This window comes from Paucibacter sp. TC2R-5 (genome assembly GCF_025717605.1).
GTDB classification, from domain to species: domain Bacteria; phylum Pseudomonadota; class Gammaproteobacteria; order Burkholderiales; family Burkholderiaceae_C; genus Paucibacter_A; species Paucibacter_A albus.
In genome coordinates this window covers 526,991-550,691 of the sequence record NZ_JAJIRQ010000002.1, presented here as the reverse complement: position 1 = coordinate 550,691, position 23,701 = coordinate 526,991, and the positions used below count along the sequence as shown (strand labels likewise).

At 64.1% G+C, this 23,701-nt stretch carries 22 protein-coding genes; 7 read left to right on the top strand and 15 right to left on the bottom strand.

Translation table 11 applies throughout. The annotated features are described in order from the left end of the window. Positions 1-3: 3 nt before the first annotated feature. Both LNV08_RS06175 and mnmE read left to right on the top strand, forming a co-directional pair. A complete protein-coding gene (locus LNV08_RS06175; protein ID WP_263532793.1) occupies positions 4-642 on the top strand; it encodes a Crp/Fnr family transcriptional regulator in 639 nt (212 codons plus the stop codon). Positions 643-958: 316 nt separating this feature from the next. Next, entirely contained in the window at positions 959-2,335 is a 1,377-nt protein-coding gene (gene mnmE / locus LNV08_RS06170) for a tRNA uridine-5-carboxymethylaminomethyl(34) synthesis GTPase MnmE (protein ID WP_263532792.1), read from the top strand. A 19-nt stretch (positions 2,336-2,354) separates the two neighbouring features. On the opposite strand, the gene LNV08_RS06165 is transcribed toward mnmE, so the two are convergent. The 7 genes from LNV08_RS06165 to LNV08_RS06135 form a co-directional block, all read right to left on the bottom strand. Continuing rightward, entirely contained in the window at positions 2,355-2,702 is a 348-nt protein-coding gene (locus LNV08_RS06165; RefSeq protein WP_263532791.1) for a hypothetical protein, read from the bottom strand. A gap of 24 nt (positions 2,703-2,726) precedes the next feature. Beyond that, positions 2,727-3,167: a hypothetical protein gene (locus LNV08_RS06160; protein WP_263532790.1), complete on the bottom strand. Its 441-nt coding sequence runs from the start codon at positions 3,165-3,167 to the stop codon at positions 2,727-2,729. Next, entirely contained in the window at positions 3,167-3,577 is a 411-nt protein-coding gene (locus LNV08_RS06155) for a hypothetical protein (protein WP_263532789.1), read from the bottom strand. The genes LNV08_RS06160 and LNV08_RS06155 overlap by 1 nt, the downstream gene beginning before the upstream one ends. 47 nt (positions 3,578-3,624) lie before the next feature. Further along, a complete protein-coding gene (locus LNV08_RS06150; protein WP_263532788.1) occupies positions 3,625-3,858 on the bottom strand; it encodes a DUF2805 domain-containing protein in 234 nt (77 codons plus the stop codon). Positions 3,859-3,891: 33 nt separating this feature from the next. Then, positions 3,892-4,440: an adenine phosphoribosyltransferase gene (locus LNV08_RS06145; RefSeq protein ID WP_263532787.1), complete on the bottom strand. Its 549-nt coding sequence runs from the start codon at positions 4,438-4,440 to the stop codon at positions 3,892-3,894. A 55-nt stretch (positions 4,441-4,495) separates the two neighbouring features. Beyond that, on the bottom strand, positions 4,496-5,980 hold the full coding sequence (locus tag LNV08_RS06140; protein WP_263532786.1) for a diguanylate cyclase: 1,485 nt from the start codon (positions 5,978-5,980) through the stop codon (positions 4,496-4,498). Positions 5,981-6,046: 66 nt separating this feature from the next. Then, positions 6,047-7,306, bottom strand: coding sequence for an acyl-CoA dehydrogenase family protein (locus LNV08_RS06135; protein ID WP_263532965.1), 1,260 nt, complete (start codon positions 7,304-7,306; stop codon positions 6,047-6,049). Between the two features lie 181 nt (positions 7,307-7,487). Between LNV08_RS06135 and gshA the strand changes: the two genes are divergently transcribed. Next, positions 7,488-9,062 carry a glutamate--cysteine ligase gene (gene gshA / locus LNV08_RS06130; RefSeq protein ID WP_263532785.1) on the top strand — a complete coding sequence of 525 codons (1,575 nt, stop codon included), beginning with the start codon at positions 7,488-7,490 and terminating at the stop codon, positions 9,060-9,062. Between the two features lie 32 nt (positions 9,063-9,094). Here the strand turns inward: gshA and LNV08_RS06125 are convergent, their stop codons facing one another. Continuing rightward, positions 9,095-9,775 carry a DUF3313 domain-containing protein gene (locus LNV08_RS06125; RefSeq protein WP_263532784.1) on the bottom strand — a complete coding sequence of 227 codons (681 nt, stop codon included), beginning with the start codon at positions 9,773-9,775 and terminating at the stop codon, positions 9,095-9,097. A 276-nt stretch (positions 9,776-10,051) separates the two neighbouring features. On the opposite strand from LNV08_RS06125, the gene LNV08_RS06120 reads away from it, so the two are divergent. After that, positions 10,052-11,377 (top strand): M48 family metallopeptidase, encoded by a 1,326-nt coding sequence (locus tag LNV08_RS06120; RefSeq protein ID WP_263532783.1) that lies wholly within the window; start codon positions 10,052-10,054, stop codon positions 11,375-11,377. On the opposite strand, the gene LNV08_RS06115 is transcribed toward LNV08_RS06120, so the two are convergent. From LNV08_RS06115 to LNV08_RS06100, 4 genes are all read right to left on the bottom strand, one after another. Further along, positions 11,378-11,728, bottom strand: coding sequence for a DUF3147 family protein (locus LNV08_RS06115; protein ID WP_263532782.1), 351 nt, complete (start codon positions 11,726-11,728; stop codon positions 11,378-11,380). Positions 11,729-11,744: 16 nt separating this feature from the next. Beyond that, a complete protein-coding gene (locus tag LNV08_RS06110; RefSeq protein ID WP_263532781.1) occupies positions 11,745-12,203 on the bottom strand; it encodes a GNAT family N-acetyltransferase in 459 nt (152 codons plus the stop codon). Next, on the bottom strand, positions 12,200-14,038 hold the full coding sequence (locus tag LNV08_RS06105; RefSeq protein WP_263532780.1) for a DUF885 domain-containing protein: 1,839 nt from the start codon (positions 14,036-14,038) through the stop codon (positions 12,200-12,202). The genes LNV08_RS06110 and LNV08_RS06105 overlap by 4 nt, the downstream gene beginning before the upstream one ends. A 76-nt stretch (positions 14,039-14,114) precedes the next feature. Next, positions 14,115-14,873, bottom strand: a complete 759-nt coding sequence (locus LNV08_RS06100; RefSeq protein WP_263532779.1) for a class II aldolase/adducin family protein — start codon at positions 14,871-14,873, stop codon at positions 14,115-14,117. Between the two features lie 114 nt (positions 14,874-14,987). Here LNV08_RS06100 and LNV08_RS06095 point away from each other — a divergent pair, with 114 nt between their 5' ends. Next, entirely contained in the window at positions 14,988-15,575 is a 588-nt protein-coding gene (locus tag LNV08_RS06095) for a DUF2242 domain-containing protein (RefSeq protein ID WP_263532778.1), read from the top strand. A gap of 4 nt (positions 15,576-15,579) precedes the next feature. Here the strand turns inward: LNV08_RS06095 and LNV08_RS06090 are convergent, their stop codons facing one another. The 3 genes from LNV08_RS06090 to kefC form a co-directional block, all read right to left on the bottom strand. Then, positions 15,580-16,959 (bottom strand): GTPase/DUF3482 domain-containing protein, encoded by a 1,380-nt coding sequence (locus LNV08_RS06090; RefSeq protein ID WP_263532777.1) that lies wholly within the window; start codon positions 16,957-16,959, stop codon positions 15,580-15,582. After that, entirely contained in the window at positions 16,952-18,418 is a 1,467-nt protein-coding gene (locus LNV08_RS06085) for a DUF2868 domain-containing protein (protein ID WP_263532776.1), read from the bottom strand. The genes LNV08_RS06090 and LNV08_RS06085 overlap by 8 nt, the downstream gene beginning before the upstream one ends. Positions 18,419-18,480: 62 nt before the next feature. Further along, positions 18,481-20,346, bottom strand: coding sequence for a glutathione-regulated potassium-efflux system protein KefC (gene kefC, locus LNV08_RS06080; protein ID WP_263532775.1), 1,866 nt, complete (start codon positions 20,344-20,346; stop codon positions 18,481-18,483). Positions 20,347-20,488: 142 nt separating this feature from the next. Here kefC and LNV08_RS06075 point away from each other — a divergent pair, with 142 nt between their 5' ends. Further along, positions 20,489-22,750: a helicase-related protein gene (locus LNV08_RS06075; protein ID WP_263532774.1), complete on the top strand. Its 2,262-nt coding sequence runs from the start codon at positions 20,489-20,491 to the stop codon at positions 22,748-22,750. Positions 22,751-22,925: 175 nt separating this feature from the next. Continuing rightward, on the top strand, positions 22,926-23,624 hold the full coding sequence (locus LNV08_RS06070; RefSeq protein ID WP_263532773.1) for a class I SAM-dependent methyltransferase: 699 nt from the start codon (positions 22,926-22,928) through the stop codon (positions 23,622-23,624). Positions 23,625-23,701: the final 77 nt, after the last annotated feature.

Below are 23,701 nucleotides of genomic sequence, written 5' to 3'. Positions count from 1 at the left end.
GGTATGCACTCAGAAGCTTCCGTTACCGATTTAGATATCGCCGCTTTGCCGCCCAGTCTGCGGCAACTGGCCGCGCGCGGCCTGGTTCGCAACTATGGCCGCGGAGCGGTCTTGATCGAAGAAGGCTCGCAGGGCGATAGCCTGTACCTGGTGCTCTCGGGCAGCCTGCGGGTCTATGGCTGCGATGCACGCGGCCGCGAAGTAACCTATGGCATCTACGGTAGCGGCGAGTACGTCGGCGAAATGAGTTTGGACGGCGGGCTGCGCTCGGCCAGCGTCATCACCGAAGAGGCCTCCCGCTGCGTGATGCTGACGCGCGCCAGCCTCTTGGCCCATATCGCCGCCCATCCGGAGTTCGCCTTCGAGCTCTTGACCAAGGTGATCCGCCGCGCTCGCGCCGCCACGCTGTCGACCAAGCAACTGGCGCTGAATGATGTCTACGGGCGCTTGCGCGCCTTGCTGGAAAGTTCCTCGACCGCCGGCGACGACATCATGCTGACGCATCAAGCGATGGCCCATCGCCTGGGCTGTTCGCGCGAGATGGTCTCCAAGTTGGTCAAGGATCTGGAGCAAGGTGGCTACCTAACGCGCATTGCCAACGGCCGCTACCAGCGACTGCGCGCCCTGCCGATTCGTTGGTAACAATTGCCACGCCATTGGCGAGGAATAAATCACATCGCTGCAACAGTCCCCCCATCTGGGGGGCTATTTTTTTCCGGCGCAAAGGACTCAAATCGCGTCATGCGGGGCAGAGCTTCTCAGCCGGTGGTCTTCTAACCGGTGTGCGAACTGGGCCAGCGAACAAGACTCATGCGAGTGCTTGCTCCGGCCTCCCCCGCGCCAAACATTGTGCCCCCACGCGTCGGACTACCGACGCTGCCCCCCGAGGGGGCGCTGAACCGGCTTGGGACGGCCCGGCGCCGGTTCATATCTAAGTAGCATCAGCGAGAATCCTCGCATGCTGTCCTCCCGCCAAGCCCCCATCGCCGCTATCGCCACCGCCCCCGGACGCGGAGCGGTCGGCATCGTGCGCGTCTCCTCCCCGCAAGAACTGAGCCCGCTGATTGACGCCATCTGTGCGCGCCAGCTACGGCCACGCGAGGCAAGCTATCTGCCTTTTCTCGACGGCCACGGCGTCGCCATCGACCAGGGTCTGGCACTCCTGTTCCCTGCACCCCATTCCTACACCGGCGAGCATGTGCTGGAGCTGCAAGCGCATGGCGGGCCTGTAGTCTTGCAGCTGCTGCTGGCGCGCTGCATGGAGGCGGGAGCTGCCATGGGTATTCGCTTGGCCGAGCCCGGTGAGTTCACCCAACGCGCGTTCTTGAACGGCAAACTCGACCTCGCGCAGGCCGAGGCCGTCAGCGACCTGATCGATGCCAGCACAGAGGCGGCGGCCCGCAGCGCCGGCCGCGCCTTGGCCGGCGCGCTGTCCAAAGAAGTCAGCGAGCTGCGCGATGAGTTGATCAAGCTGCGCATGCTGGTTGAGGCGACGCTGGATTTCCCCGAGGAAGAAATCGACTTCCTGCAGCAGGCCGACGCGCTGGGCCGCTTGGCCCGCTTGCAGAACAAGTTAGCAGCCGTGCTGGACCGCACGCAGCAGGGCGCGCTTTTGCGCGAAGGCATCAAGGTGGTGCTGGCCGGCCAGCCCAATGTGGGCAAAAGCTCGCTTTTGAACGCCCTGGCCGGCGCCGAGCTGGCCATCGTCACAGCGATCCCAGGCACCACGCGCGACAAGGTCAGCCAGACGATTCAAATCGAAGGCGTGCCGCTGCACATCAGCGACACCGCCGGCCTGCGCGACACCGAGGACGAAGTCGAGCGCATCGGCGTGGCGCGCAGCTGGGAGGCAATCGCCGACGCAGACGTGCTGCTCTTCATGCACGACCTGACCCGCGTCGGCCAGGCCGACTACGAAGCCGAAGACAAACTGATCTCGGCCCGCTTGGGCGACGTGCCAGCTGAGCGCATCTTGCAGGTCTTCAACAAGGCCGATGCGGCCGTGGTGACCGGCCTGCCCGAGGCTGCGCTGCTGCTGTCGACCAAGTCGGGTGCGGGCCTGCCCGAACTGCGCCAGCGCCTGCTGCAACAAGTCGGCTGGCACGCCACGCCGGAAGGCTTGTTCATTGCCCGCGAACGCCATGTACAGGCCCTCAAGCGCACGCGCGAGCATTTAGCCCTGGCTCTGAGCGTCGCCCACCAGGAGCCCCCGGCGCTGGATCTGCTCGCCGAAGAGTTGCGCCTTTCACACGGCGCACTCGGCGAAATCACCGGCAACTTCTCCGCCGATGAACTGCTCGGGGAAATTTTCAGCAAGTTCTGTATAGGTAAATAGTCAGGGCCTACAGGCCGACTCAAAAACTGAGCTGCACACCCACTTCAAGCCCCGCACTGCGCAGCTCATGCCGAGGCTGCAAGGCGCCACCCACCGCCACCCCTTGCCGCCATAGCGTGGCCGCTGCGCCCGCGCCAACCCGCTCGCCGCGCCAGTGCAGGCCCAAGCTGCTGCGCCAGCCCTCGGCCCAAGGCGCTGACAGCCATTTCAGCTGCAATTCACCCTGCCGCATCGTGCCGGTTCGCAAGGTGACTTCATCGGCGATCGGCAGATCAATGCGGACTCGCCCGCCGGGGCCGCCACCCAACCAAGCAGCAAGGTACCAGCGCGATTCGCCCCAGGCTGCGCCTTCTGACAAAAGGCCCAAGGCATAGACCCAATGCCCGTGCCGCTACGGGTAGCCCAGCACCTTGCCTACCGACGCCAACTCGCGTCGCATCTCTTGGCGCTGCGCCCGAATGCCAAGGCTCGAGCCGCCCAGCACCGGGCGCTGCAAGCTCCAAGTCCATTCGTCCTGACGAAAGCTGCTGTGTGTCTGCACCGCGCCGCCATGGTTGCTGAAGCCCGCGTAATCTCGCTTGCCGACGGCATGACGCCAAGACAGTTCCGCAGACCAGGGGCCGCAAACCACGTTGAAGGCTATGGAGGCCTCGGGCAAGCGCCCCTGCTCGCTCAGCAAATGTCGACCTTCGGCATCATGCTCATTCCTGCGGCTGTCTTGAGCGCCGGCAGTCAGCGCAACAGCCCCAGCGGCACATGCGGCGCGTGAGGGCTGCAGTCCGAGCAAAGGCAACGGCGCCAGCAGGGCCTGCCCAAGCGGCGCCCGCCACATCAGCGCAGCTCGCTCCAGGCTTTGTTGGCGCTGGCCTCAAAGCAGCCGTTGCCATCGGCATCAAGTTCTATCAAGACGCGGCCATTAGGAAGCACCGTCATCTGCACGACGCTGTTGGCGGCACCCTTGATGACGACCTTGCTAGCCGTCGGGTAATCAAGGGTAGACGGGATCGTCAGCGCAACAGGCGTCTCGATGCTGATGGTCTTGCCTTCCAAGGCCGAGCCTGACAGCACACCGCCGATGGTGGCCGTGTCGGTGGAGAGGCCATTGCTTTGTGAACTTGTGTTGGTGCTGATGACAAAGTTGCTCATCGTCTGCTGATAGTCAACCGTAGCAATACGACCACTGCTGCTGAAGTTCAGGGCTTCGATACGCAAGCTGGACTGCGTCGCACTGGTCAATGCCACAAGAAGACACCCCCTCTTGGGGGTGTGCGAAGCCCGTTGGTGTCGGGTCAGCGCCCGTGCGGAAAGGTCGACTTCACAGTCGGCTTCTTGACACCCTTGCCCTGCGCGACCCAGAGCTTATAGGCGGGTGAAGTCAGTTCACGTTTCATCAACTGCATCAGCTCGCCTTCGCTGATGGCGTGCTCTTGCAGCACCTTGTTATAAGGCGGTTTGTCCTCAAACGCGGTGGCGATCACGCGCTTGATTTGATCGGGGCTGAGACGGGGAATTGGTTTGGCCATAGCTGCTATTGTCGGTCAGTCGAGCCGACGGGCTCAAGCCCCGTCAAAGTCCAGCAGGCTGAACAGCGGCAGCCCCGCCGCGCGCAGCTTGGCCGAGCCGCCCAGCTCGGGCAGATCAACGATGGCACCACATTCGATCAGCTCCGCGCCCAGGCGCTGCAACAGCCGCGCTCCGGCCAGCATGGTGCCGCCGGTGGCGACCAGATCGTCAATCAGCACGATGCGCTCGCCCGGCTTGACGGCATCGGCGTGAATCTCCACCGTGGCGCTGCCATATTCCAGCTCATAACTCTCCGCCACCGTGGTGAAAGGCAGCTTGCCTTTTTTGCGGATCGGGATGAAACCCACGCCCAGCTCATAGGCCAAGACCGAGCCGATGATGAAACCGCGCGCGTCCAGGCCGGCAATCGCGGTGGGCCGCTCATCGAAATAGCGGTGCACAAACTGGTCGATCAAGACCCGGAACACGCGCGGGTTGGACAGCAGCGGCGTGATGTCACGGAACTGCACACCGGCGACGGGCCAGTCGGGCACGGTGCGGATATGGCTGCGGATGTAATCGGCCGCGCTGAGATGGGTCATGGCTGGCTCAAGAGTGGTCGCTCAAGCGGGCGATGGTACGCCCAGCCGCGCGTGTTCAGGCGGCCAATTCGCTGCTGACGATGCGCGCACGGCCCGCTTGCTTGGCCGCGTACAGCGCCGCATCGGCACGCTCGACCAGGCTCACCGCGACGCCCTGTGCATCGGCAACACCGGCCGCCACGCCCAGACTCAGGCTGAGCCGGCGGCGCAGCGGCGACGCATCATGCTCGATGGCGGCGAGCCGGATGCTGTCCAGGCAGCGCTGCGCCACCACCATGGCGCCGGACAAGTCGCAGTCAGCCAGCAGCAAAACAAACTCTTCGCCGCCATAACGGCAGACCGCCTCGCCACTGCGCCCGGCGCAGGCGCGCAAGAGCTCGGCCACCCGGATCAGGCAATCGTCCCCAGCCACATGGCCGTAGCGGTCGTTGTAAAGCTTGAAGTGATCGATATCGACCATGATGCAAGCCACAGAGTGCCCATGCCGCACGCTGCGCTGCCATTCCTGTTGCAACAGCTGGTCAAAGTAACGCCGATTGCCCACGCCGGTCAGGCCATCGGTGACCGATTGTTTGGCCAACTGCGCATTGGCTTCTTGCAGCGCTACCTCCTGGCGTTTGCGTTCGCTCAGGTCGGTGATGATGCAGACAAAGCGGTGCGTGGTGCTGGTCTTGACCTCGGCCACGCTCAACAGCAGGGTCAACTCTTGCCCATCACGCCGCCGAGCGGTCAATTCCTGCGAGCCTCCGACCAAGGACTCCAGACTCAGGCGCGCGCCCATCCAGATGCCGAACAGCAGATCAATATGGCTGCCCTTCAGCTCATTCGCCTCAAAACCGAACAGCGCCTCTGCCGCCGGGTTCAAGGCCAGCACATGCCCCTCGGTATCCAGTGTCAGCACGCCATTCGGCGTGGTCAACACAAAGGCCTGTAAATGGGCCTTGCTGGCCGCCAGGCGCTGCTGCTCATGAACAAGATCGCTGACGTCCATGCGCACTCCGATCACGCCGCCGGCGCGGGTGTGGCGCTCATGCACGCGCACCCAGCGGTCTTCGTGCAAGTTCTGCAGCAGGGGCTCGGTCGGGTTAAAACGAGCTTTGGCGCGGGCGGCCATGCGCTGCGCCAGCCATTCCTCTTCACAGCCCTTGGCGGCGGGCACACCGCCCAAGGCGATCGAGGTCCGAACCAGGTCTTCAAAGCGCGCGCCGCGTTTGAAGTCGGCCTCCATATGCGGGTAGATCTCGACCAAATGGCGGTTGAAGGCAACCAAACGGTCGTTCTCATCAAAGATTTCAACGCTGGCCGGCAATGCTTCGATCGCTTCTTCCAGCGTGCGCTTGGCGTCGGCGGTTTCCTGCCAGGCATGGCGCAGCGCCAGCCCTCCGAGCACCAGGGTCAGGCCAGCAAACCCGAGGGCGATGGTCGCCAAACCAGGCGCCCTGGCCGGCCCCAGCCAAAACGCCGCGCCCAGCAAGCCCAGGGCCATGAGGGCAGACAAGCCTAGCAAGCAGCGTTGAAAAAATGGCGTCAGTCGGGGCATGGGCCGGCAGCCTAAAGCAGCCCCGCTCCGCTGGCTATGACCCCCAAAGGAGGGAAGTACTAACCCTTAGCTACCACGAGTCACCGGCATATGGACTTCGCCCGGCGACGCGCGGTAGCGAGCCAGTTCCAGCTTGGCGAGCGAGTTACGGTGTACTTCATCGGGGCCATCGGCCAGGCGCAGGGTGCGCTGATGCGCCCACATCATGGCCAGCGGCGTGTCGTCGCTGACGCCCATGCCGCCGTAAACCTGTATGGCCCAATCGATCACCTTCAAGGCCATATTCGGGGCGACGATCTTGATCATCGCAATCTCGGCCTTGGCGCCCTTGTTGCCGACGGTGTCCATCATGTAGGCGGCCTTCAGCGTCAGCAGGCGCGCCTGCTCGATGCTGCAGCGCGCCTCGGCGATGCGCTCCTGAGTGACGGTCTGCTGGGCGATGGTCTTGCCAAAGGCGACCCGCGCAATCGCGCGCTCACACATCAGCTGCAGCGCCCGCTCGGCAGCACCTATGCTGCGCATGCAGTGATGAATGCGGCCGGGGCCCAAGCGGCCTTGGGCAATTTCGAAGCCGCGCCCTTCGCCCAGCAAGATATTGCTGGCCGGCACCCGCACATTCGTCAGCCGCACCTCCATATGACCATGCGGCGCGTCGTCATAGCCGAACACGCTGAGCGGCCGCAACACCGTGACGCCGGGCGTGTTGGCCGGCACCAAGACCATCGCCTGCTGTTCATGCCGCCCGGCTTCGGGGTTGGTCTTGCCCATCACGATATAGACCGCGCAGCGCGGATCACCGGCGCCGGACGACCACCATTTGGTCCCGTTGATCACATAGTCATCACCATCGCGCTCAATCCGGCATTGGATATTGGTCGCGTCGCTGGACGCGACCTCGGGCTCGGTCATCAGGAAAGCCGAGCGCATCTCGCCACGCAGCAGCGGCTCCAACCAAGCGGTTTTGTGCGCCTCGCTGCCGTAGCGCTCGATGGTTTCCATATTGCCGGTGTCCGGCGCCGAGCAGTTGAACACCTCGGGCGCCCAGGACACCCGCCCCATGATTTCGCACAGCGGCGCGTATTCGAGGTTGGACAGCCCCTCGGGCGCGCGGCTGGACTTAGGCAAGAACAGATTCCACAGCCCGGCGGCACGCGCCAGCGGCTTGAGCTCTTCAATCAGCGCGGTCGGAATCCAGGCATTGCCGGCGCGCCGATTCGCCTCGACCTCGGCAAAAAAGCGCCGCTCATTCGGGTAGATATGCGCATCAAAGAAGGCCAGCAAGCGCGCTTGCAACTCTTGCACCTTGGGGCTGTAGTCGAAGTTCATCATCAAGAATCCTGATTTAAGCGGCAGAGCCCGAGTTTGGCCCCCTTATGGGCAACAGACTGTCGCCGAGGCGGCAAGCCTTGGCAAAATGATCAGCCCCGCCCAAGACAGGTGTAGCCCGCGTCTGTTACCGTGCGCGGCTAAATAAAAAAATGCTGTTGTTGAATTGGACGGAAAACGGATGAGCGAATACACACCAGGCGCTGGTCAAAGCCACGCACGCGCCATCGCTACGGCCGACTCGCTGAAGGGCATTCGCCGCGGCATCGAGAAAGAAAGCCTGCGCGCCCGGCCCAACGGTCAGCTAGCACTCACCCCGCACCCGGCCGCCCTCGGCGCGGCACTGACCCACCCGCACATCACGACCGACTACAGCGAGTCGCAGCTTGAATTGATCACCGGCGTCCACGGCGATGTGGAGGCCTGCCTGGCCGAGCTGACCGAGGTGCATCAAGGTGTGTACAGGGTGATGCAGGAGTTGGGCTGTTGCGCACAGGCGCAGGAAGAAGAGCGGCTCTGGGTCGGCTCGATGCCTTGCGAGCTGCCGACCGACGAGACGATTCCGCTGGGGCGCTACGGCAAATCCAATGTCGGACGCTCCAAAAGCATTTACCGAATGGGCTTGGGCCAGCGCTATGGCCGGCGTATGCAAACCATTTCTGGCATTCACTACAACTGGTCAATGCCCGGCGTGACCAGCGAGCAGTACTTCGCGCTGATCCGCAACTTCCGCCGCCATTCCTTTTTGCTGCTCTATCTCTTTGGCGCCTCGCCGGCGCTGAGTTCGAGTTTTGTCGAAGGGCGCGAGCACCGGCTGCAGCGGTTTGGCGAGCACAGCCTTTATCTGCCTTACGCGACCTCGCTGCGCATGGGACGCCTGGGCTATCAAAGCGACGCGCAATCGGCGCTGGCCGTCAGCTATAACTGCCTCAACAGTTATGCCGACTCACTTCAGGAAGCTTTGACCCGACCTTACCCGCCCTATGCGGCAATCGGCGTGCGCAACCCCGGCGGCGACTACAACCAGCTCAGCACCAGCCTGCTGCAGATCGAGAACGAGTTCTACGGCACCATCCGCCCCAAGCGCGTGGTGCGCAGTGGGGAGCGCCCGCTGCATGCCTTGCGAGAGCGCGGTGTCGAGTATGTAGAAGTGCGCTGCATGGACCTCGACCCCTTTATGCCGGTCGGCATCAACGCGCAGACCGCGCGCTTTCTGGACGTCTTTTTGCTGCATTGCCTGAGCAGCGAGAGCCCGGCCGACACCGTGGCGGAGATCACCGCTTTAGGCGAGAACCAACACTTGGTGGCCGAGCGCGGCCGCGAGCCGGGCCTGCGCCTGCTTGACGCGTCGGCTCCCGGCGGCAGCCGCTTGATGAGCGAATGGGGTGCCGAGTTGCTTGATCAATGCGCGCCTTTTGCCGCGCTGCTGGACCAGGCCCAGGGCGGCCAAGCCCATGCCGAGGCACTCGCCGCCGCCCGCCGCACGCTGGCCGAGCCCGACAGCACGCCGTCGGCGCGCGTCTTGCGGGCGATGGCGGAGAAGTTCGACAACCGCTATGTCGACTTCATGCGCCACCAGTCCGAACAAACCCGCCAGTTGCTGCTGGGCCTGCCCTATAGCGAAGCGATGGCGCAGAAGTTTGCCGCCGAGGCGCGCGACTCTGTGGCCGCGCAGCAAGCAATCGAGGCCGCCGATCTGCTGCCCTTTGACGCCTATCTGCAGCAGTACATGGCCGCCGAGCAGATTCGGGTTTAGGGCAGCGGCAGCAGCCACACAGCGACGCTGTTTTACTTCGCTGCGACCTTGGCGTTCACTTCGTCCATGCCTCGGCGCAGAGCACCGGCCCAGATGGTGATCGCATGCTGGGCATCGGCCATATTGGTCTGCCGGTTGGTCCAGGTCATCTGGCCGGAGAAGCGACCGTTGCGGCCATCGACGGCTCTTGCCAAGACTTGACCGGTAACCGAGTCGCGCACTTCCAGCACCACGGTCATATGGCCGGAGTCGGTGGTGTAGACCCGCGAACGGCCGACCGTGGTGTCGCCCGGCGCGCTAATGAAGAGATTGACGATGGCCGGCGTCACACGCAAGGTTTCGGGGCCGGCCACATCCACCAGGGTGTAGCCGCCACGTGCCAACTCAGCGCGGAAGGTTTCATGAAACAGGCCGGCTAGGCGCTCTTTGATGGCAGCGAGATCATCGGCGTTGAGACGACCGGACAAGCTGCGACGGCCCTGATTGGGATCGAAGTTAGGCGCAAAGCTGATCTGGACCGGGTCCAGCATCACGCTGCGAAAGGACGTCAGTTCGGCATCCGGGCGCACAAAGACGGCGTCGATCCGGCTGTCCGGGCGGCGCACCAGGCCATCCCATTCCTGTATGCCGCTGTTGCCGGTGCTGGCGCATCCCGCCAACAAGGCCACACAAACGGCGGACAAAACAGCGATCAGGGGACGTTTGCGGCTCATAGGAGTTCCTCGTTGAAGTGATGACATTCAGGCCGCGAAAGTCTAACGCAGCGATGAATTTTCGACGCTGTTGGCGGAACTGGTGTCAACCCTAATCCCGATCGCCGACGCATGTAGCCGCAGCCTCAGAGTCGGTGAGCGGATCACCTGCCGGAAACCCTCTGTCGCTGCCACGCGCAGCGCCCTACCATCGCGGCGCGACCCATCTCTCAAGCCCAGGAAAACGCCCTCATGCATCTCCATCCCGCAGCAGCTTTCACAGTTTGGCATCGTGCGATGAAATCTTGTCTGCACCGTCTGGGGTGTTTTGCGCTGCTCTCCCTCACGCTCTGGGCATGCACCGGCCTCGTTCACGCTTCGCCCGACGCCGCCAAGAGCACGCCTGTTTTTTCCATCAAGCAGGTCGAGCCCGGCTGGCAACACAGCCTGCCGCGCGAGGCCGAGGCGGCGACCCAAGCCTATTTGGACCGCCTGCCGCCCGAGACGGTGGCGCGCTCCAACGCCTATTTCGAGGGCGGCTACTGGTTGCAGCTGTGGAATTTTTTGCTCGGCCTCGTTGTTGCGGGCCTGATGCTGCGCGGGCGCGCCTCGGCGCGTGTGCGCGACTGGGCCCACCGAGTCGGCCGCAAAGCTTTTGCGCGCGATGCCATTTACGGCGCCGTCTATATGTTGGCGGTCTGGGGTCTGACCCTGCCGCTGACGATTTACCAGAGCTTTGTGCGTGAGCATGCTTACGGCATGGCCACCCAGACCTTGGGCCCCTGGTTCGGCGAGCAACTGATAGGTTTGGCCGTCAGCATGCTGCTGGGCGGCGTGGTCATCGCGACGCTTTATGCGGTGATTCGCCGCGCCGGCGAGCGCTGGTGGCTGTGGGGCACGCTCACTGCCACCGGCCTGCTGGCCCTCATGCTGCTGCTCGGGCCTGTCCTGATCGAGCCACTATTCAACACCTATAAGCCGGTCGAAAACGGCGCCATCAGGACGGCCGTGCTGACCATGGCCCATGCCAATAGCGTGCCGGCCGACAATATTTATGAGTTCGATGCCTCACGCCAGACCACCCGCGTCAGCGCCAACGTGGCCGGCCTATTCGGCAGCGCGGCGGTGCGCCTGAATGACAACCTGTTGCGGCGCAGCTCGGAGGCCGAGATCCGCGCGGTCATGGGCCATGAGTTGGGGCATTACGTGCTCAACCATGTGCTCAAGTCCTTGGCGGAAATAACGCTGCTGCTGCTCGCCGGCTTTTTGTTCACTCAATGGGCGATGAACAAGGTCCTGGCACGCCACGGCGGTCGCTGGGGCCTGGCCGGGGTCAGTGATGTGGCCAGCTTGCCGCTTTTGGTGGCGCTGCTGTCGGTATTCATGTTCATCGGCACACCGCTGATCAACAGCATGAGCCGCAGCGCCGAGATGGAAGCCGACTATTTCGGCCTCAACCTGGCGCGCGAACCGCACGGCATGTCCGAGGTGCTGCTCAAGCTGGCGGAGTACCGCAAGCCCGATCCGGGCCCGCTGGAAGAAATCATCTTCTTCGACCACCCCAGCGCCCGCACCCGCATCCTGGCCGCCATGCGCTGGCGGGAAGCGATGGGCACGCCCTGATCAAAGCAATTCAATCCCGAAGCGACGCATCAGCAACGCAAAAGCAGCGAAACACAGCACCGTGAAGACAATGCTGAGGCCCAAGCTGGGCCAAAAGCCCAGGCGCGGCAGCAAGCAGGGGAAAAGCAGAAACATCGGCAGCGTCGGGATCACATACCAAAAGGTGTAGCGCGCATGGTTGGCGATCTTCTCGATCGGCTGCTTCTCCAGCTGCAGCCAGATCAGCGCCAGCAGCGTGATCAGCGGCAGCGCGGCGACCAAGCCGCCGAGCTTGTCGCTGCGTTTGGCGAACTCCGACACCGCCACCACCGCCGCAGCGCTGAGCAGGTATTTGATGATCAGCCAGCCCATCGTGCTGCTCTCCTGCCTAGCTCGGTGCGCGCAAGGTGTAAAACACCTCGACAGCATCTTTCATTTCGCCGCGCGTCCAGCCTTGGGCGAGATAGAAGCGGTCGGCGCGGGTATTGGCCGCCGTACCCAGCGTGACCGTTTGATGCCCTTGGCTGAACAACCATTCGGTCGCCAGTTTCAGCAAGGGCGCTCCGGCACCCAGGCCCTCCTTTTCGGGATGGACAAACAAGGCCCAGATTGAGCCGTTGGCCATTTCGGCATAAGAAAAGCCGATGATTTCGCCGTCCTGCTCGCAGACCCAGCCGCGCCCGAGGCGCTCCAGATAGTCCTCGTACATCTGGGTCGTCACTCGCGCCGGGTTGTTCAAGACGTTTTCGCGCACGGCCAAGCGTATCGCTGACATCGCGGGGATGTCGGCCCGAACGGCGGGACGAAAATTCAACTTGTGGTTATTCATCTCTGGTTTTTTACTCATTGTTTTTGGGCCTTCTCCAACATCAAGCGCTGCACCATGCGCACCGGGGCGCTGCCATGGCTCAGGAATTCCTCATGGAAGGCCTTGAGCTTGAAGTCTTTGCCCTGCTTGGCCTTGAGCTGCTCGCGCAAGGCCAGGATTTCAGAAAAGCCGGTGAAATAACTGCTCAGCTGCGTGGAGCTGACCTGGGCGCGATGCCATTTTTCGGCCGCCTCGGTATTGGACTGGAAAGCCTCGCGCTGCAAGAGATTCATCGCCTCGGCCTCGCTCATGCCCAGCACATGCACGCTGTAGTCGAGGATGGCGTTGGAGACCACGCGCAAATTCCACTTGGCATACATCAGACCCATCTCCGCGCTGGGCTTGCCGTTCACCGAGCCCCAGCCGCTTTCCATCATCATGCGCTCGGCATAGACCGCCCAGCCCTCAACCATGGCGCCGTTGCCAAACAGCGCCTTGACCTTGGAAGGCGATTTGTTGGAGTACAGCAGCTGCACATAGTGGCCCGGCACCGCCTCATGGATGTTCAAGACCTGCAGCACCCAGTGGTTGTATTCGCGCAGAAACGATTCGGCCTGCTCGGGCGTGTATTTGTCCAGCGGGTCAACGTTGTAATAGGTGACGCCCTTGGGGTCCATCAAGCCCGGTGCGCTGATCGAGGCGCCGGCCACGCCGCGCATATAGCTTGGCGTCTCGCGCACGACCAGGGGCCGACTCGGGTCCAGCGTCAGCAAATCATGCTCGACCACCCATTTCTCCAGCGCCGGAATTTGCGCCTTGATGTCCTCGACAAAGCGCTCCGGTGCGACATGACGGCTCGACAGCTTATCGATGACCCGAGCGATCTTGTCCAGACGGTCGGCGGGCACGGCCTCATTGGCAAACAGCTGCGGCCACAGCTCATCGGCATAGCCGCTCATGCGCTGCAGCAGTGTTTCCTTCTCGGCCAGGGCGCGCTGGAACAGCGTCGGCGCGTCAACGCTGGCCTGGATTTCATAGTCGAACTTCTGCTCAAACAAGGCTTTGCCCAGGCGGAAAGAGCGCCCGCTGCCATCAGCCTGCTGTTTTTTCTCGATCTGCTCCAGCGCGGCGATATAGGCCTCTACAGCCCGCTGCGCTTTGGCGTTATGGCCAGCCATTTCCGCCGCCACGGCGGGCTTGAGAGACGCCTCCTTGATCGCCTTGGGGATGTCCTCACGAAACAGACTCAGCGCACCGCTGTTCTGCTCGATCGCCAGTCGCAAATGCACGGGGCTGGGTTCATGCAGATTGGCCAGCGCCGCCTTGTAATAGGCCGGCACCTGGCGCAGGCGCTGGTCTATCAGTTGCAGGCGCTTGGGCAGCGGCGCAAAGTCGGGCTTGTTGAGCAGCTGGGCAAAGGGGTCGGCGACGTTGTACTCGCTGGCATCCCAGCGCTCGCTGCGCAACTCGGTCAGACTCCAGCGCAGAGCCCGCAGATGGTTGTCCAGCAGCAGCAGATCGCCGGCCTGGGCCGGTGTCAAACCCGGGGCCGCAGCCACGCGCGCCAGGCGTGTGAGCCATTGCTCGGCAAACTTGAGCTGCTGCTGGCGGCGCGCCTCGGTCGGCGCGGGCAGCCGGGCCGCCTCGGCATAACGACCGGCCGCGACGGCCGCGTCAGGAAACATGGCCCAATAGGCCGCCAAAAAGGCGTCGACCTCGGCGTCAAAATTCATGGCCGCAGCCTTGGCCGGCGCTGCGGCTGGCGGCTGGGCTTGGCCCTCCAAGGCGAGCGCCGACTGCGCTGGGCTTCCGAGGGCCAGGATCAGAAGTGCGGCGGCCGCGGCCTTCGAGTGTGAGCTAGGGTGGCGTTTCATATGATGCTGGCTTGAGGCCCAAGATGCGGAAAGCTTCCGAAAGGCGCCGATGCTAGCTCAGCCGCGCTGCCCCGCCTCAAGTACGAAAGCTCGGATCCAGCCGCTCGGCTTTGCGCAGCAAGGACGGCCAGACAAAGCTGCCGCCCAATCCACCCGTCTGCACCTTGAAGGCCTGGGCCGTGCCGGCGACGATTTGCGGGTCCACCAGGGTCAGCTCGGTCCCACCGGACTGCGCGCCAATCTGGATCTGACAGGCGCTCTCAAAGGTATACATAGCCAAGAAGGCATCGGCGACCGTGCGGCCCACCGTCAGCAAGCCGTGGTTGCGCAGGACCAGGAAGTTGGCCCGCCCCAGATCGGCCTGCAGACTGGGCTTCTCTTCCGGCCTAAAGGCCACGCCCTGGTAGTCGTGATAGGCCAGCGAGGCCAGCACAAAGGTCGACTGCTGGCTGATGGGCAAGATGCCTGCCGCCTGCGCACTGACCGCCACGCCGGCGCGGGTATGCGTGTGCAACACGCATTGCACATCCTCGCGCGCCTCATGCACCGCGCTGTGGATGACAAAGCCCGCCGGGTTGACCGGGAAGGGGCTGTCGATCACCTTGTTGCAGCCCTCATCCACTTTGACCAGGCTGGAGGCGGTGATCTCGTCGAACATCAAGCCGTAGGGGTTGATCAAGAAGTGATGCTCGGCGCCGGGCAGGCGCGCGCTGATATGGGTGAAGACCAAATCGCTCCAACCGTAATGCGCCACCAAGCGGTAGCAAGCCGCCAAGTCACAGCGCAGCTGCCACTCTTGTTCGCTGACCTTGGCTCTGATCGAGGGGATGTTCATCTGTGGTCTCCACAAGGCTTTTGTACCTCGGCGATTGTGCGCGGATCAGCAGCGCTTCGAGGCCGAGTTTTCGCCTTGCCGGGATAATGCCGATTCCATGGCCAATTCTTTGCAATGACTGGATCCTTTTCCTCCACCGCAGCTGCCTGCGCTCTCACCTGCGCTGCTTGTGCCTGTTTGCTGGCCGGCTGCGGCATCAGTGCGCCGTTCACGACCAAGGGCGACAAGCCGGCCCATTCGCAGGTCTACCAAAACGAGAACTTCCACGCGGATGAAACCTTCTCGCGCCTGTTTGATAGCCGCGTCGAGGAAACCTGCGAAGCCGCCCGCCGGGCCTTGCTCAGCCAAGGCTATCTGATCACCGACACGCCGAAGGGCCGCATCACCGGCCGCAAGCACTTTCAGCCCGAGGGCGATGTGCATGTGGAGATCAGCTTCAATGTGGTCTGCGTGCCGGACGGCCAAGGCGACGCGCTGACCACCGCCTTTGTATCCGCCCAACAAGACCGTTACTCGCTGAAGAAGACGCCCAACTCATCCAGCATCGGCGTCAGCGCGATCGGCTCGATCTCGCTGCCGCTGTCGTCCTCGGATGATTCGCTGGTCAAGGTCGCGTCGGAGACGATACCTGCCGGTGCTTTCTATGACCGCTTCTTTGCGCTGATGCAGCGCCAGCTGGGCGACCGAGCGGCGGACAAATAGGGGCTCAAGGCCCCAAGCCATCGACCACGGCTGCCACTTGCTGCGCCCACCGAGCGGCAACGCTGGGCGGCAATGGCGAAGCTGCCGCCCAGTCCGGGTGGGCGCGGGCCACGCCGAAGGCCGCCAGCAGCGCGGCTGCCTGCTCGGCACTGAAGGCCAGCTCGACCTTGACTTGCAAGACTTCCAGCGCCGCGTGGCCGCGCCGCTCCAAGGCCTGCAACAGGGTCAGGCCTTGCGCAGCCAGCAGCAGCAGCGCCTGATCTTCCAGGCTCAGCTCGACGATGCCGCGCAATTTCTGGCTCAAGCTGCGGCCCACCGCACCAAAGCCTTGCGAGGCCACACCGCCCAGCGCAGCGCCCACCGTGGCCGCCGCACCCAGGGACAGACCGGCCAGGGCCACGTCCAGCCCCAAGCCGAGCGCACCGCCAATGGCTGCACCCGCGCCCAGCTGCTTGCCCGCCGTCTTCAAGACCTCGGGGTTGAAGAGCTCGGACTCCCAGCGCCCGCTCAGGGCCGGCAGCTCGGCGGCCTCGGCGCTGCCCAGACCGAAGCCATGCAGGCCCAGCAGCTGATTCTGGGCCGCTCGGCTGCGCGCCAGGATCTGCGCCTGAAAAGCCGCAACGCAGGCTGCTTTTTGACCCGCGTCTGCCAGGCTGGCCTTAGAGACAGGCTGACGATAGGCGGCCAGGCTCAGCAGCAGCTCGGCCAGCACCTGCAGGCTGGCCGCGCGGCGCGCACTCGCCTCACGCAGCAAGTGCTCGGCGACCTTGTTCAGCGCCTCGCGCCGCTGGGGCAGCAAGGCGCCGAGATCGGCATACAAATGCTGTTCGGCGCCGACAAAAGGCGCCACCGCATCGAATTGCAGGCAGGCATGCAGGCCATGCGAGGCCAGCAGGCGGCGCCAGGCCGGCTCTTGCGCCTCGGCATGGCGAACGAAGTTCAGCACCGGCATCAGCGGCCGGGCGCACAACATCAAGAGCTCGATCTCGCTGGCGAATTTGGGCAGCGGCAGCTCGCGGGTGTCTATCACCAGCAGTGCGGCATCGGCTTCAAGCAAGCAGCGCAAAACCTTGGCCTCTTGCTCGAATTCGTCCTTGGCCGCCGGGCCGCGCAAAAAAGCCTGCAAACGCTGTTCATGGCTCAGGCCTGCGTCCATCTGCTGCACATAGTCGAGCAGGGCGGGCGCGTCTTCGAGCCCCGGCGTGTCCAGAAAGCGCAGTGCATCGCGGCCATCCACTCGCAAGGCCAATGCATCAACCTGGCGGGTGGTTCCGGGCCGGTTGGAGACCTCGCCAAAGTCGGCGCGGCGCGTCAGGGTCCGCAGCAAAGACGTCTTACCGGCGTTGGTATGGCCTACCAAGGCCAGGCTGATGGGCTTAGCCATGCGTCTGCGCTCCTGCTGAGTTTGAAGCTAGGTTTGCCCAGGCAGCGGCAGCCGCGCTGTCGGCAAAGACTGCCTGCAGGGGCAGCGGTGCCAGCCAATCGCGCCAGCGCTGTGCCAAGGCCTCATTCCCTAGCTCGCCGGCGAGTAGCACCGCCGTGGCGCCGGCCTGCGCGGCGGCCGCACGCAAAAAGCGCTCGGTGGCGCGGTCGGGGCTGGCGGCTGCGTTGCACACCAGCAGCAGCTGCGCGGGAGCGAGCTGATGCAGGCTGTCCAACAGGGCACGCTTGTCGGCCACGCTGCCGTCGCTGCGGGCGCTCAGCAGCGGCGTCGGTACGTTGCTCGCCAACGGCGGCCAGGCCAGCGTGTCGGGCAGCTCGAAACCGATCATGGCCAGGCCAGGCCGGAACCCGGCCTCAGAGTGCGCTGCGCCCGCCACCGCTGCTGCTGCTGCTGACCCTGCGCCAGCCGCAAGTGACTCGGCGTCCAGCAGCTGCACCGCTTGCATGGCCTCGAAGCGCTCGATCAAGCGCCGAACATAGGGGTCACTCGCGTCTTGCAACTGCAGGCCGGCCAAGAGCTGCCCGCTGCGCAAGCCGCTGAGCAGCACCAGCAGCAAACGCAGGCCGAGGCCGTAGATCAAGGTGCAGCCGAGCAACCAGATCGCCCAGGCACGATGGTCCCCATTGCCCTCAAGCAAATGGTCGACCGCCGGGGTGGCGAAGCCAAACAAAGCCGGTAAACGGCCTGTTGCCTGAGCAAAGCGGGCAAAGGTTTCGCCGTCAAGAATGGTGGTTTCCCAGGTCAGCTGATAGGCCAAGAACGAGAAGGCGAATAGCAGGCCCAGCAAGGTCAGCACAAAAGCCAGCGCCCAGATCAGATGCGTCATCAAGCCGAACAACCAGACCGTCAGCCCGCGCGAACGCGCCAAGACGTCCAGCGTGGCTTGCAAAAGCAGGCGGCTGCTGGGCTGACCCAGCAGCGGCAAGCGCGTGCTCAAGGCCAATAAACGCTTGAGCAAGCCGCCCCCTGTGCCGCCCGTCAACAAGGCCAGCAGCCACAGCGCGAGACTGAAGAAATGCGGGCCAAGCACGGCGACCAGCGCCGCCATCGCGTTGATGCGCCGGTCATGCCCGACGACGCTGAGCACCAGGCCATAGGACAGCAGGCCGACCAAAAGTGTCGCCAGCAGGCCCACGACGATCAGGCGCTCGCGTGCGCTGGCCATTTCCTTGTCGAGGCCCAGCTGAGGGGCCAGGCGCGCAGCCCGCTCCAAGAGCCGCTCCGGATAGCCGGCATGGGCGGCGTGGGCGTCACGCATCGCCTGCACATCATCCAGCGGCTGCTGGGTTTGCTCGGCAATGCGCACGGCCTGGAACTGGATCAAGCGCGCCAGCCGCCCCATGGGCTGAGCGGGCGGCGTCAAACTTGCTGCGGCTGCGGCATCTTTAGGCAAACTCAAACATCACTCCCCATATGAATCGGGTGAACCGGGCGAACCGAGCAAACCTGTTGGCCCGGGTCTCAGCGCGGCAGTGTAGGTTCTGGCTCTTGCGCCTGTACCGGCGGCTGTGCGATCCAGCCCTTGTCGCCTTGCTGCAGCGCCATTTCGCGTTCCTGGGCAAACTGCTCCTCCAACTGCTGGCGGCCTTGTTTGGTCATGGCGATCAGCTGGGCCTGGTCGTGATGGTGCGGGTAAAGTTCCTCCAACTGCGCCACATTGTGGCGACGAAAGCGCTGCGCCGAATCCCGGGCCTCGGTGGGCGACAAACCCATCAACTCCAGCACCGAGCTGGCACTCGCCAAGGCTGCATCCAGCGTTTCACGTTCGATCAAGCTAACGCCCAGGTCACGCAGGCCGTAGTAATGCTGCACATTGCGGGCACGCGCGACGATTTGCAGCTGCGGGAAATGTTCGCGCGCCAGCGCCGCTAACTGCAGGCTCTGCGCCACATCATCGATGGCCAGCACCAGCACGCGGGCCTTGGCCGCGCCGGCGGTGCGCAGCAGGTCCAGCCTGGTTGCGTCGCCATAAAAGGGCTGCCAGCCGAACTTGCGCACCGTCTCTATCATCTCGCTGTCATGCTCCAGCACGGTGGCGGGCAGGCCCTTGGCATAGAGCAGGCGGCCGACGATCTGCCCGTAGCGGCCAAAGCCCGCGATGATGATGGGCGCGTCTTGCGCTTGATCGATCTCCTTGAGCGCCGGCTTGGGCGCGCAATGCTTGGCCAGCCAAGGCTCGACCCAGCGCTGGCTGATCAAGAGCAGGGCCGGCGTGCACAAAAGTGACAAGGCCACGGCAGCCACCAGCGTCGAAGACTGGCCGGCGCTGAGAATGCCGGCCTGGGTGGCGGTTTGAAACACCACAAAACCGAACTCGCCGCCCTGCGCCAGCAAGATCACAAACACCGGCCGCTCCATCAAGGGCAGCGGCATCCAGCGGGCCATCAAGAGCAGCACCACCGCTTTGATCAGCAACAAGCCGGTCAGCAGCGCCGCGATCAGCAGCGGCTGCTCGCGCAGCACGTTCAGGTCCAGCCCCATGCCCACGGCGATGAAGAACAAACCCAGCAACAGCCCTTTGAAAGGCTCGATATCAGTTTCCAGCTCATGGCGGTATTCGCTCTCGGCCAAGAGCACGCCGGCCAGAAAGGCGCCGAGCGCCATCGACAAGCCGACCGCCTGCATCAAGGACGCCGTCGCCACGACCAAGAGCAGGGCGGCGGCGGTGAAGATCTCAGGCGTCTTGCTGCAGGCAATCCAGCGCAGCGCTGGGCGCAAGAGCAGGCGCCCGCCCAGCACGATGGCGGCGATCACGCCGACCGCCTTGGCCGCGCTGAGCCAGGCGCTGCCCTGCGGGTGGCTGTCGCCGCCCATGGCCAATAGCGGGATCAAGGCCAGCAGCGGGATGGCTGCAATATCTTGCAGCAAGGCCACGCTCAAGATGCCCTGGCCGGCGCTGGTCGGCGCCAAATTGCGCTCACCCAACACCGCCATGGCCACCGCAGTCGAAGACATTGCCAGGCCAATCGATGCCACCAAGGCGACCCGCCAAGGCACGCCCAAAGCGACCGCCGCCAAACACATCAGGGCGGCCGAGCCGAGCAGCTGCACATTGCCCCAGACAAAGATCGGCCTGCGCATCGCCCACAGCCGGCGCGGCTCCAGTTCCAAGCCGACCAAGAACATCATCAACACCACACCGAATTCGGCGAATTCGAGAATCGCCCCGGCGTCACTGACCCAGCCCAACACGCCCGGCCCGATCACGATGCCCGCCGCCAGATAGCCAAGAATGGAGCCCAGGCCCAAAAACCGCGCCAGCGGCACCGCCACCACGGCCGCGCCGAGATAGACCAAGGGGGCGTTCAACCAAGAGTGATGTTCCATGACGGGGCTTGAGTTTGCGAGATTTTTGAAAATGGGGTCAGGTTCATTTTCTTCTCGCCTTGGCGCAGAACAAAGGGGGGAAAATGAACCTGACCCCATTTTGGGGCGGAAAACAGAGTTCAGCGCCCGCCCCACCGTCGCCATGAAGCTGTGTTCAACTCGCGGGGTGATTGAAAACAAACAACAAACAAAGCCCCCCGTCGCCAACAAGGGCCCCGCCCTGCCGGTTGCCCGCCACCTGAGCCGCCTGCCGCCCGAGATCGGGCCCGAGGAATTGCTGCGTATCCGCCAAGCCGCCTACCAGCTGCCGCAAGTCAGCACGCCGGCCGATTTCAGCGATGCCGAAGGCGCCGAGGAACAACTCGATCAACAGGGTTTGATCCTCTTGCAAAAAGCCGTCGCGGGCGCGCGGCCCAGCCGCTGGATCGCACCCGACTTGATGAGCGTCGCCCTGGCGCACCTCGATGTCGTCGGCACTGCGCCTGGCGTACGCGCACTGATGCTGCAACGCGCGGCCCAGCTGGAGGCCGTCGGCTTGAGCCGCAGTGGCCTGGCTTGGAGCCGCTTGTGCAAACAGGCCTTGAAGCTCTCGCATGCCGGCTGGCAGGTGCCGGTGGCCTTCAAGGTCAGCGCCGATGCCGGCCCGATCTGGGATTTCTTCCGCAGCGGCGATCAGGCGGCACTGCAAGCCGCCATCGGCCCGCAGCCCGCGTTCGAGCATGCGAGCGAATTGCTGGCCCATATTGAGGGCTTGATCGCGCGCAGCGCCTCCGGCCACGCCGAGCATATGGATTCGCTGCTGCCGCGTCTGCAGGCCGAATGCGCGACCCCGCAAGGCATTGCCGAGCTGAAAGCCGGCTGCACGCGCGCCCAAGACCGCTGGGAGAACCGTGTCGCCGAGCTCAACACCCTGGCCGGACTGAATAGCGAGTTGGCTTTTCAAGGCTATCCCGACACCTTTGACGCCGCGCGCCGCCTGCAGCGCACCGTCACCCTGTTTGTCGGCCCGCCGAACAGCGGCAAGACCCATGCGGCGTTTGAACGCCTAACGCAAGCACACGACGGCGCCTACCTGGCACCGCTGCGCTTGTTGGCGCTGGAAGGCCGCGACCGCCTGGTCGGCCGCGGCGTGCCCTGCTCGCTGCTGACCGGCGAAGAGAATGTGCCGGCCGAAGCCGCCCGCGTGGTGTCCAGCACCATCGAAATGGTCAACACCACCAAGCCCATCGACGTGGCGGTGATCGACGAAGCACAGATGCTCTTCGATCTCTACCGCGGCTGGGCCTGGACGCAGGCCATCGTGGCGGTGCCGGCCAATGAGCTGATCATCATCTGTTCGGCCTATGCGGTGCCGGCGATCGAGAACCTTTTGGGCCTGTGCGGCGAGCGCTGCACGGTGCGCCATTTCGAGCGCAAGCAAGAGGTGCAGCTGCTGCCCGCGCCGGTGTCCATCGCGGCACTCAAGAAGGGCGACGCGGTGGTGGCCTTCAGCCGCCGCGAGGTCTTGATGTTGCGCGATCAGATCGCTGCCGAAGGCCACCCGGTCTCGGTCATCTATGGCGCGCTGCCGCCCGAGGTGCGGCGCCGCGAGGCCGAGCGCTTTGCCCAAGGCGCCAGCCATGTATTGGTCGCCACCGATGCCATCGGCATGGGCCTGAATCTGCCGATTCGGCGCGTGCTGTTCAGCACCATGAGCAAGTTCGACGGCCAGGGTGACCGTGATCTGACCGTCTCCGAGGTGCACCAGATTGCCGGTCGGGCTGGGCGTTATGGCATGCATGACGAAGGCTTTGTCGGCGTGCTGCGCGAGGCCGAGGTCAAAGCGGCGCGTACGCTCAAAGAGCTGCTGCCCAAGACGCCACGCGCCCCGCGCGAGTTCAAGGCCGCCGTGGCGCCGAACTGGTGGCATGTCAACACCATCGCCACCCGCCTGGGACTCAACAAGCTGCATGCGGTCTTGACCGTCTTCATGGATCAGCTGCGCCTGGACGATGCACATTTCGAAGTGGCCGAGTTGGAACAGATGCTGCAGCTGGCCGATGAGCTGGACCGCAGCGCCGGCTCGCTTGGCCTCAAGCAGCGCTTCATCTATGCCCAAGCGCCGGTCGACACCCGCACCGACGCACAGGTGCAGCAGTTCCTCGAATGGACGCACCGCCATGCCATCACCGGCAAAGCCGGCTCGCCCTGGTTTCTGCAGGAAGTGGACGAACACAGCCGGCTCGACCGCATGGAGCAAGCTTTGCGTTCCTGCACACTTTGGTTGTGGCTGGATCTGCGCTTCCCTGGTGTTTTCGGCCAGGTGGCGGATGTGGTCGATTTGCGCAGCCGGCTTAACGACGGGATTGAGCGGCACTTGAAGGGCAAGAAGCCGCTGTGGCAGTCGCGCGGCGGGCGCAGATAAGGCAAGCCAAAGCCTGGCGGGCCCTACACTGAGGGCTCTCCGTCTTGCCTCCGTGCCTGCCTCCCGTCATCGCCCACTCAGGCGTTTGACCCGACCATCCCCGTGCTGCATTGCGCCGATTGAAAGACCATGCGCGCGCTCAAACCGCGCTTGGTGACCCGTGAGGGGAATCGTCATGCCCGGTTTTCTGTACAAACAGGAATGCATCAGCATTGAAGGCGCAGCCGCGCTGACCATACGCTCGCTGCTCGATAAGCAGCAATTCGCCGACCCGCTGGGCGAGGCCGAGGCGCTGGGCATTTCCTCGGCGGCCTGGCCCTTGTTCGGCTTGCTATGGCCGTCCGGCCTGCATCTGGCCGAGGCAATGGCCAAGCGGCCCATGGTCAAAGACGAAAGCATTCTGGAGATCGGCTGCGGCCTGGGACTGGCCAGCCTGGTCAGCCACCGGCGCGGCAGCCTCGTCACCGCCAGCGACTGCCATCCGATGGCCGCCAGCTTCATGCTGGAGAACCTGCGCCTCAACGACCTGCCGCCACTGCGCTACTGCCATGGCAACTGGGCGCCCCTGATCGCCGGCCAGGCGCCGACGCTGCGCGTGCCGCTGGTGCAAGGCCGTTTTGATCTGATCATGGGCAGCGATGTGCTGTACGAGCGCGATGAGGCCGGCACGCTGGCGGACTTCATCAACCAACATGCGCTGCCCGCCAGCGAAGTGATGATCGTCGACCCCAACCGCGGCAACCGCTCGGCCTTCAGCAAGCATATGGCAGCACTGGGCTACACACTGGCCGAGCAGAGCATCAAGTCACTGGCCGGCCTGGGCGTGCCGGCCTATAGTGGCCGGCTGCTGCACTATCGACGCAAAGGCTTTTAGAGCCGGAAATCGCTGTGCACAAAGCTGTGGATAGCATTTGAACAACCGTTGACTTATCCACAGCTCAGTCTCGTTTT

What these genes read in the sequence shown, in the direction of transcription:
- LNV08_RS06140 (WP_263532786.1), bottom strand. Translation starts at nt 5,980, where the DNA reads ATGCCCCGACTGACGCCATTTTTTCAACGCTGCTTGCTAGGCTTGTCT.
- LNV08_RS06110 (WP_263532781.1), bottom strand. Translation starts at nt 12,203, where the DNA reads ATGAGTAAAAAACCAGAGATGAATAACCACAAGTTGAATTTTCGTCCC.
- mnmE (WP_263532792.1), top strand. Translation starts at nt 959, where the DNA reads ATGCTGTCCTCCCGCCAAGCCCCCATCGCCGCTATCGCCACCGCCCCC.
- LNV08_RS06070 (WP_263532773.1), top strand. Translation starts at nt 22,926, where the DNA reads ATGCCCGGTTTTCTGTACAAACAGGAATGCATCAGCATTGAAGGCGCA.
- LNV08_RS06095 (WP_263532778.1), top strand. Translation starts at nt 14,988, where the DNA reads ATGACTGGATCCTTTTCCTCCACCGCAGCTGCCTGCGCTCTCACCTGC.
- LNV08_RS06150 (WP_263532788.1), bottom strand. Translation starts at nt 3,858, where the DNA reads ATGGCCAAACCAATTCCCCGTCTCAGCCCCGATCAAATCAAGCGCGTG.
- LNV08_RS06090 (WP_263532777.1), bottom strand. Translation starts at nt 16,959, where the DNA reads ATGGCTAAGCCCATCAGCCTGGCCTTGGTAGGCCATACCAACGCCGGT.
- LNV08_RS06175 (WP_263532793.1), top strand. Translation starts at nt 4, where the DNA reads ATGCACTCAGAAGCTTCCGTTACCGATTTAGATATCGCCGCTTTGCCG.
- LNV08_RS06120 (WP_263532783.1), top strand. Translation starts at nt 10,052, where the DNA reads ATGAAATCTTGTCTGCACCGTCTGGGGTGTTTTGCGCTGCTCTCCCTC.
- gshA (WP_263532785.1), top strand. Translation starts at nt 7,488, where the DNA reads ATGAGCGAATACACACCAGGCGCTGGTCAAAGCCACGCACGCGCCATC.
- LNV08_RS06160 (WP_263532790.1), bottom strand. Translation starts at nt 3,167, where the DNA reads ATGTGGCGGGCGCCGCTTGGGCAGGCCCTGCTGGCGCCGTTGCCTTTG.
- LNV08_RS06125 (WP_263532784.1), bottom strand. Translation starts at nt 9,775, where the DNA reads ATGAGCCGCAAACGTCCCCTGATCGCTGTTTTGTCCGCCGTTTGTGTG.
- LNV08_RS06105 (WP_263532780.1), bottom strand. Translation starts at nt 14,038, where the DNA reads ATGAAACGCCACCCTAGCTCACACTCGAAGGCCGCGGCCGCCGCACTT.
- kefC (WP_263532775.1), bottom strand. Translation starts at nt 20,346, where the DNA reads ATGGAACATCACTCTTGGTTGAACGCCCCCTTGGTCTATCTCGGCGCG.
- LNV08_RS06075 (WP_263532774.1), top strand. Translation starts at nt 20,489, where the DNA reads ATGAAGCTGTGTTCAACTCGCGGGGTGATTGAAAACAAACAACAAACA.
- LNV08_RS06135 (WP_263532965.1), bottom strand. Translation starts at nt 7,306, where the DNA reads ATGAACTTCGACTACAGCCCCAAGGTGCAAGAGTTGCAAGCGCGCTTG.
- LNV08_RS06145 (WP_263532787.1), bottom strand. Translation starts at nt 4,440, where the DNA reads ATGACCCATCTCAGCGCGGCCGATTACATCCGCAGCCATATCCGCACC.
- LNV08_RS06115 (WP_263532782.1), bottom strand. Translation starts at nt 11,728, where the DNA reads ATGGGCTGGCTGATCATCAAATACCTGCTCAGCGCTGCGGCGGTGGTG.
- LNV08_RS06100 (WP_263532779.1), bottom strand. Translation starts at nt 14,873, where the DNA reads ATGAACATCCCCTCGATCAGAGCCAAGGTCAGCGAACAAGAGTGGCAG.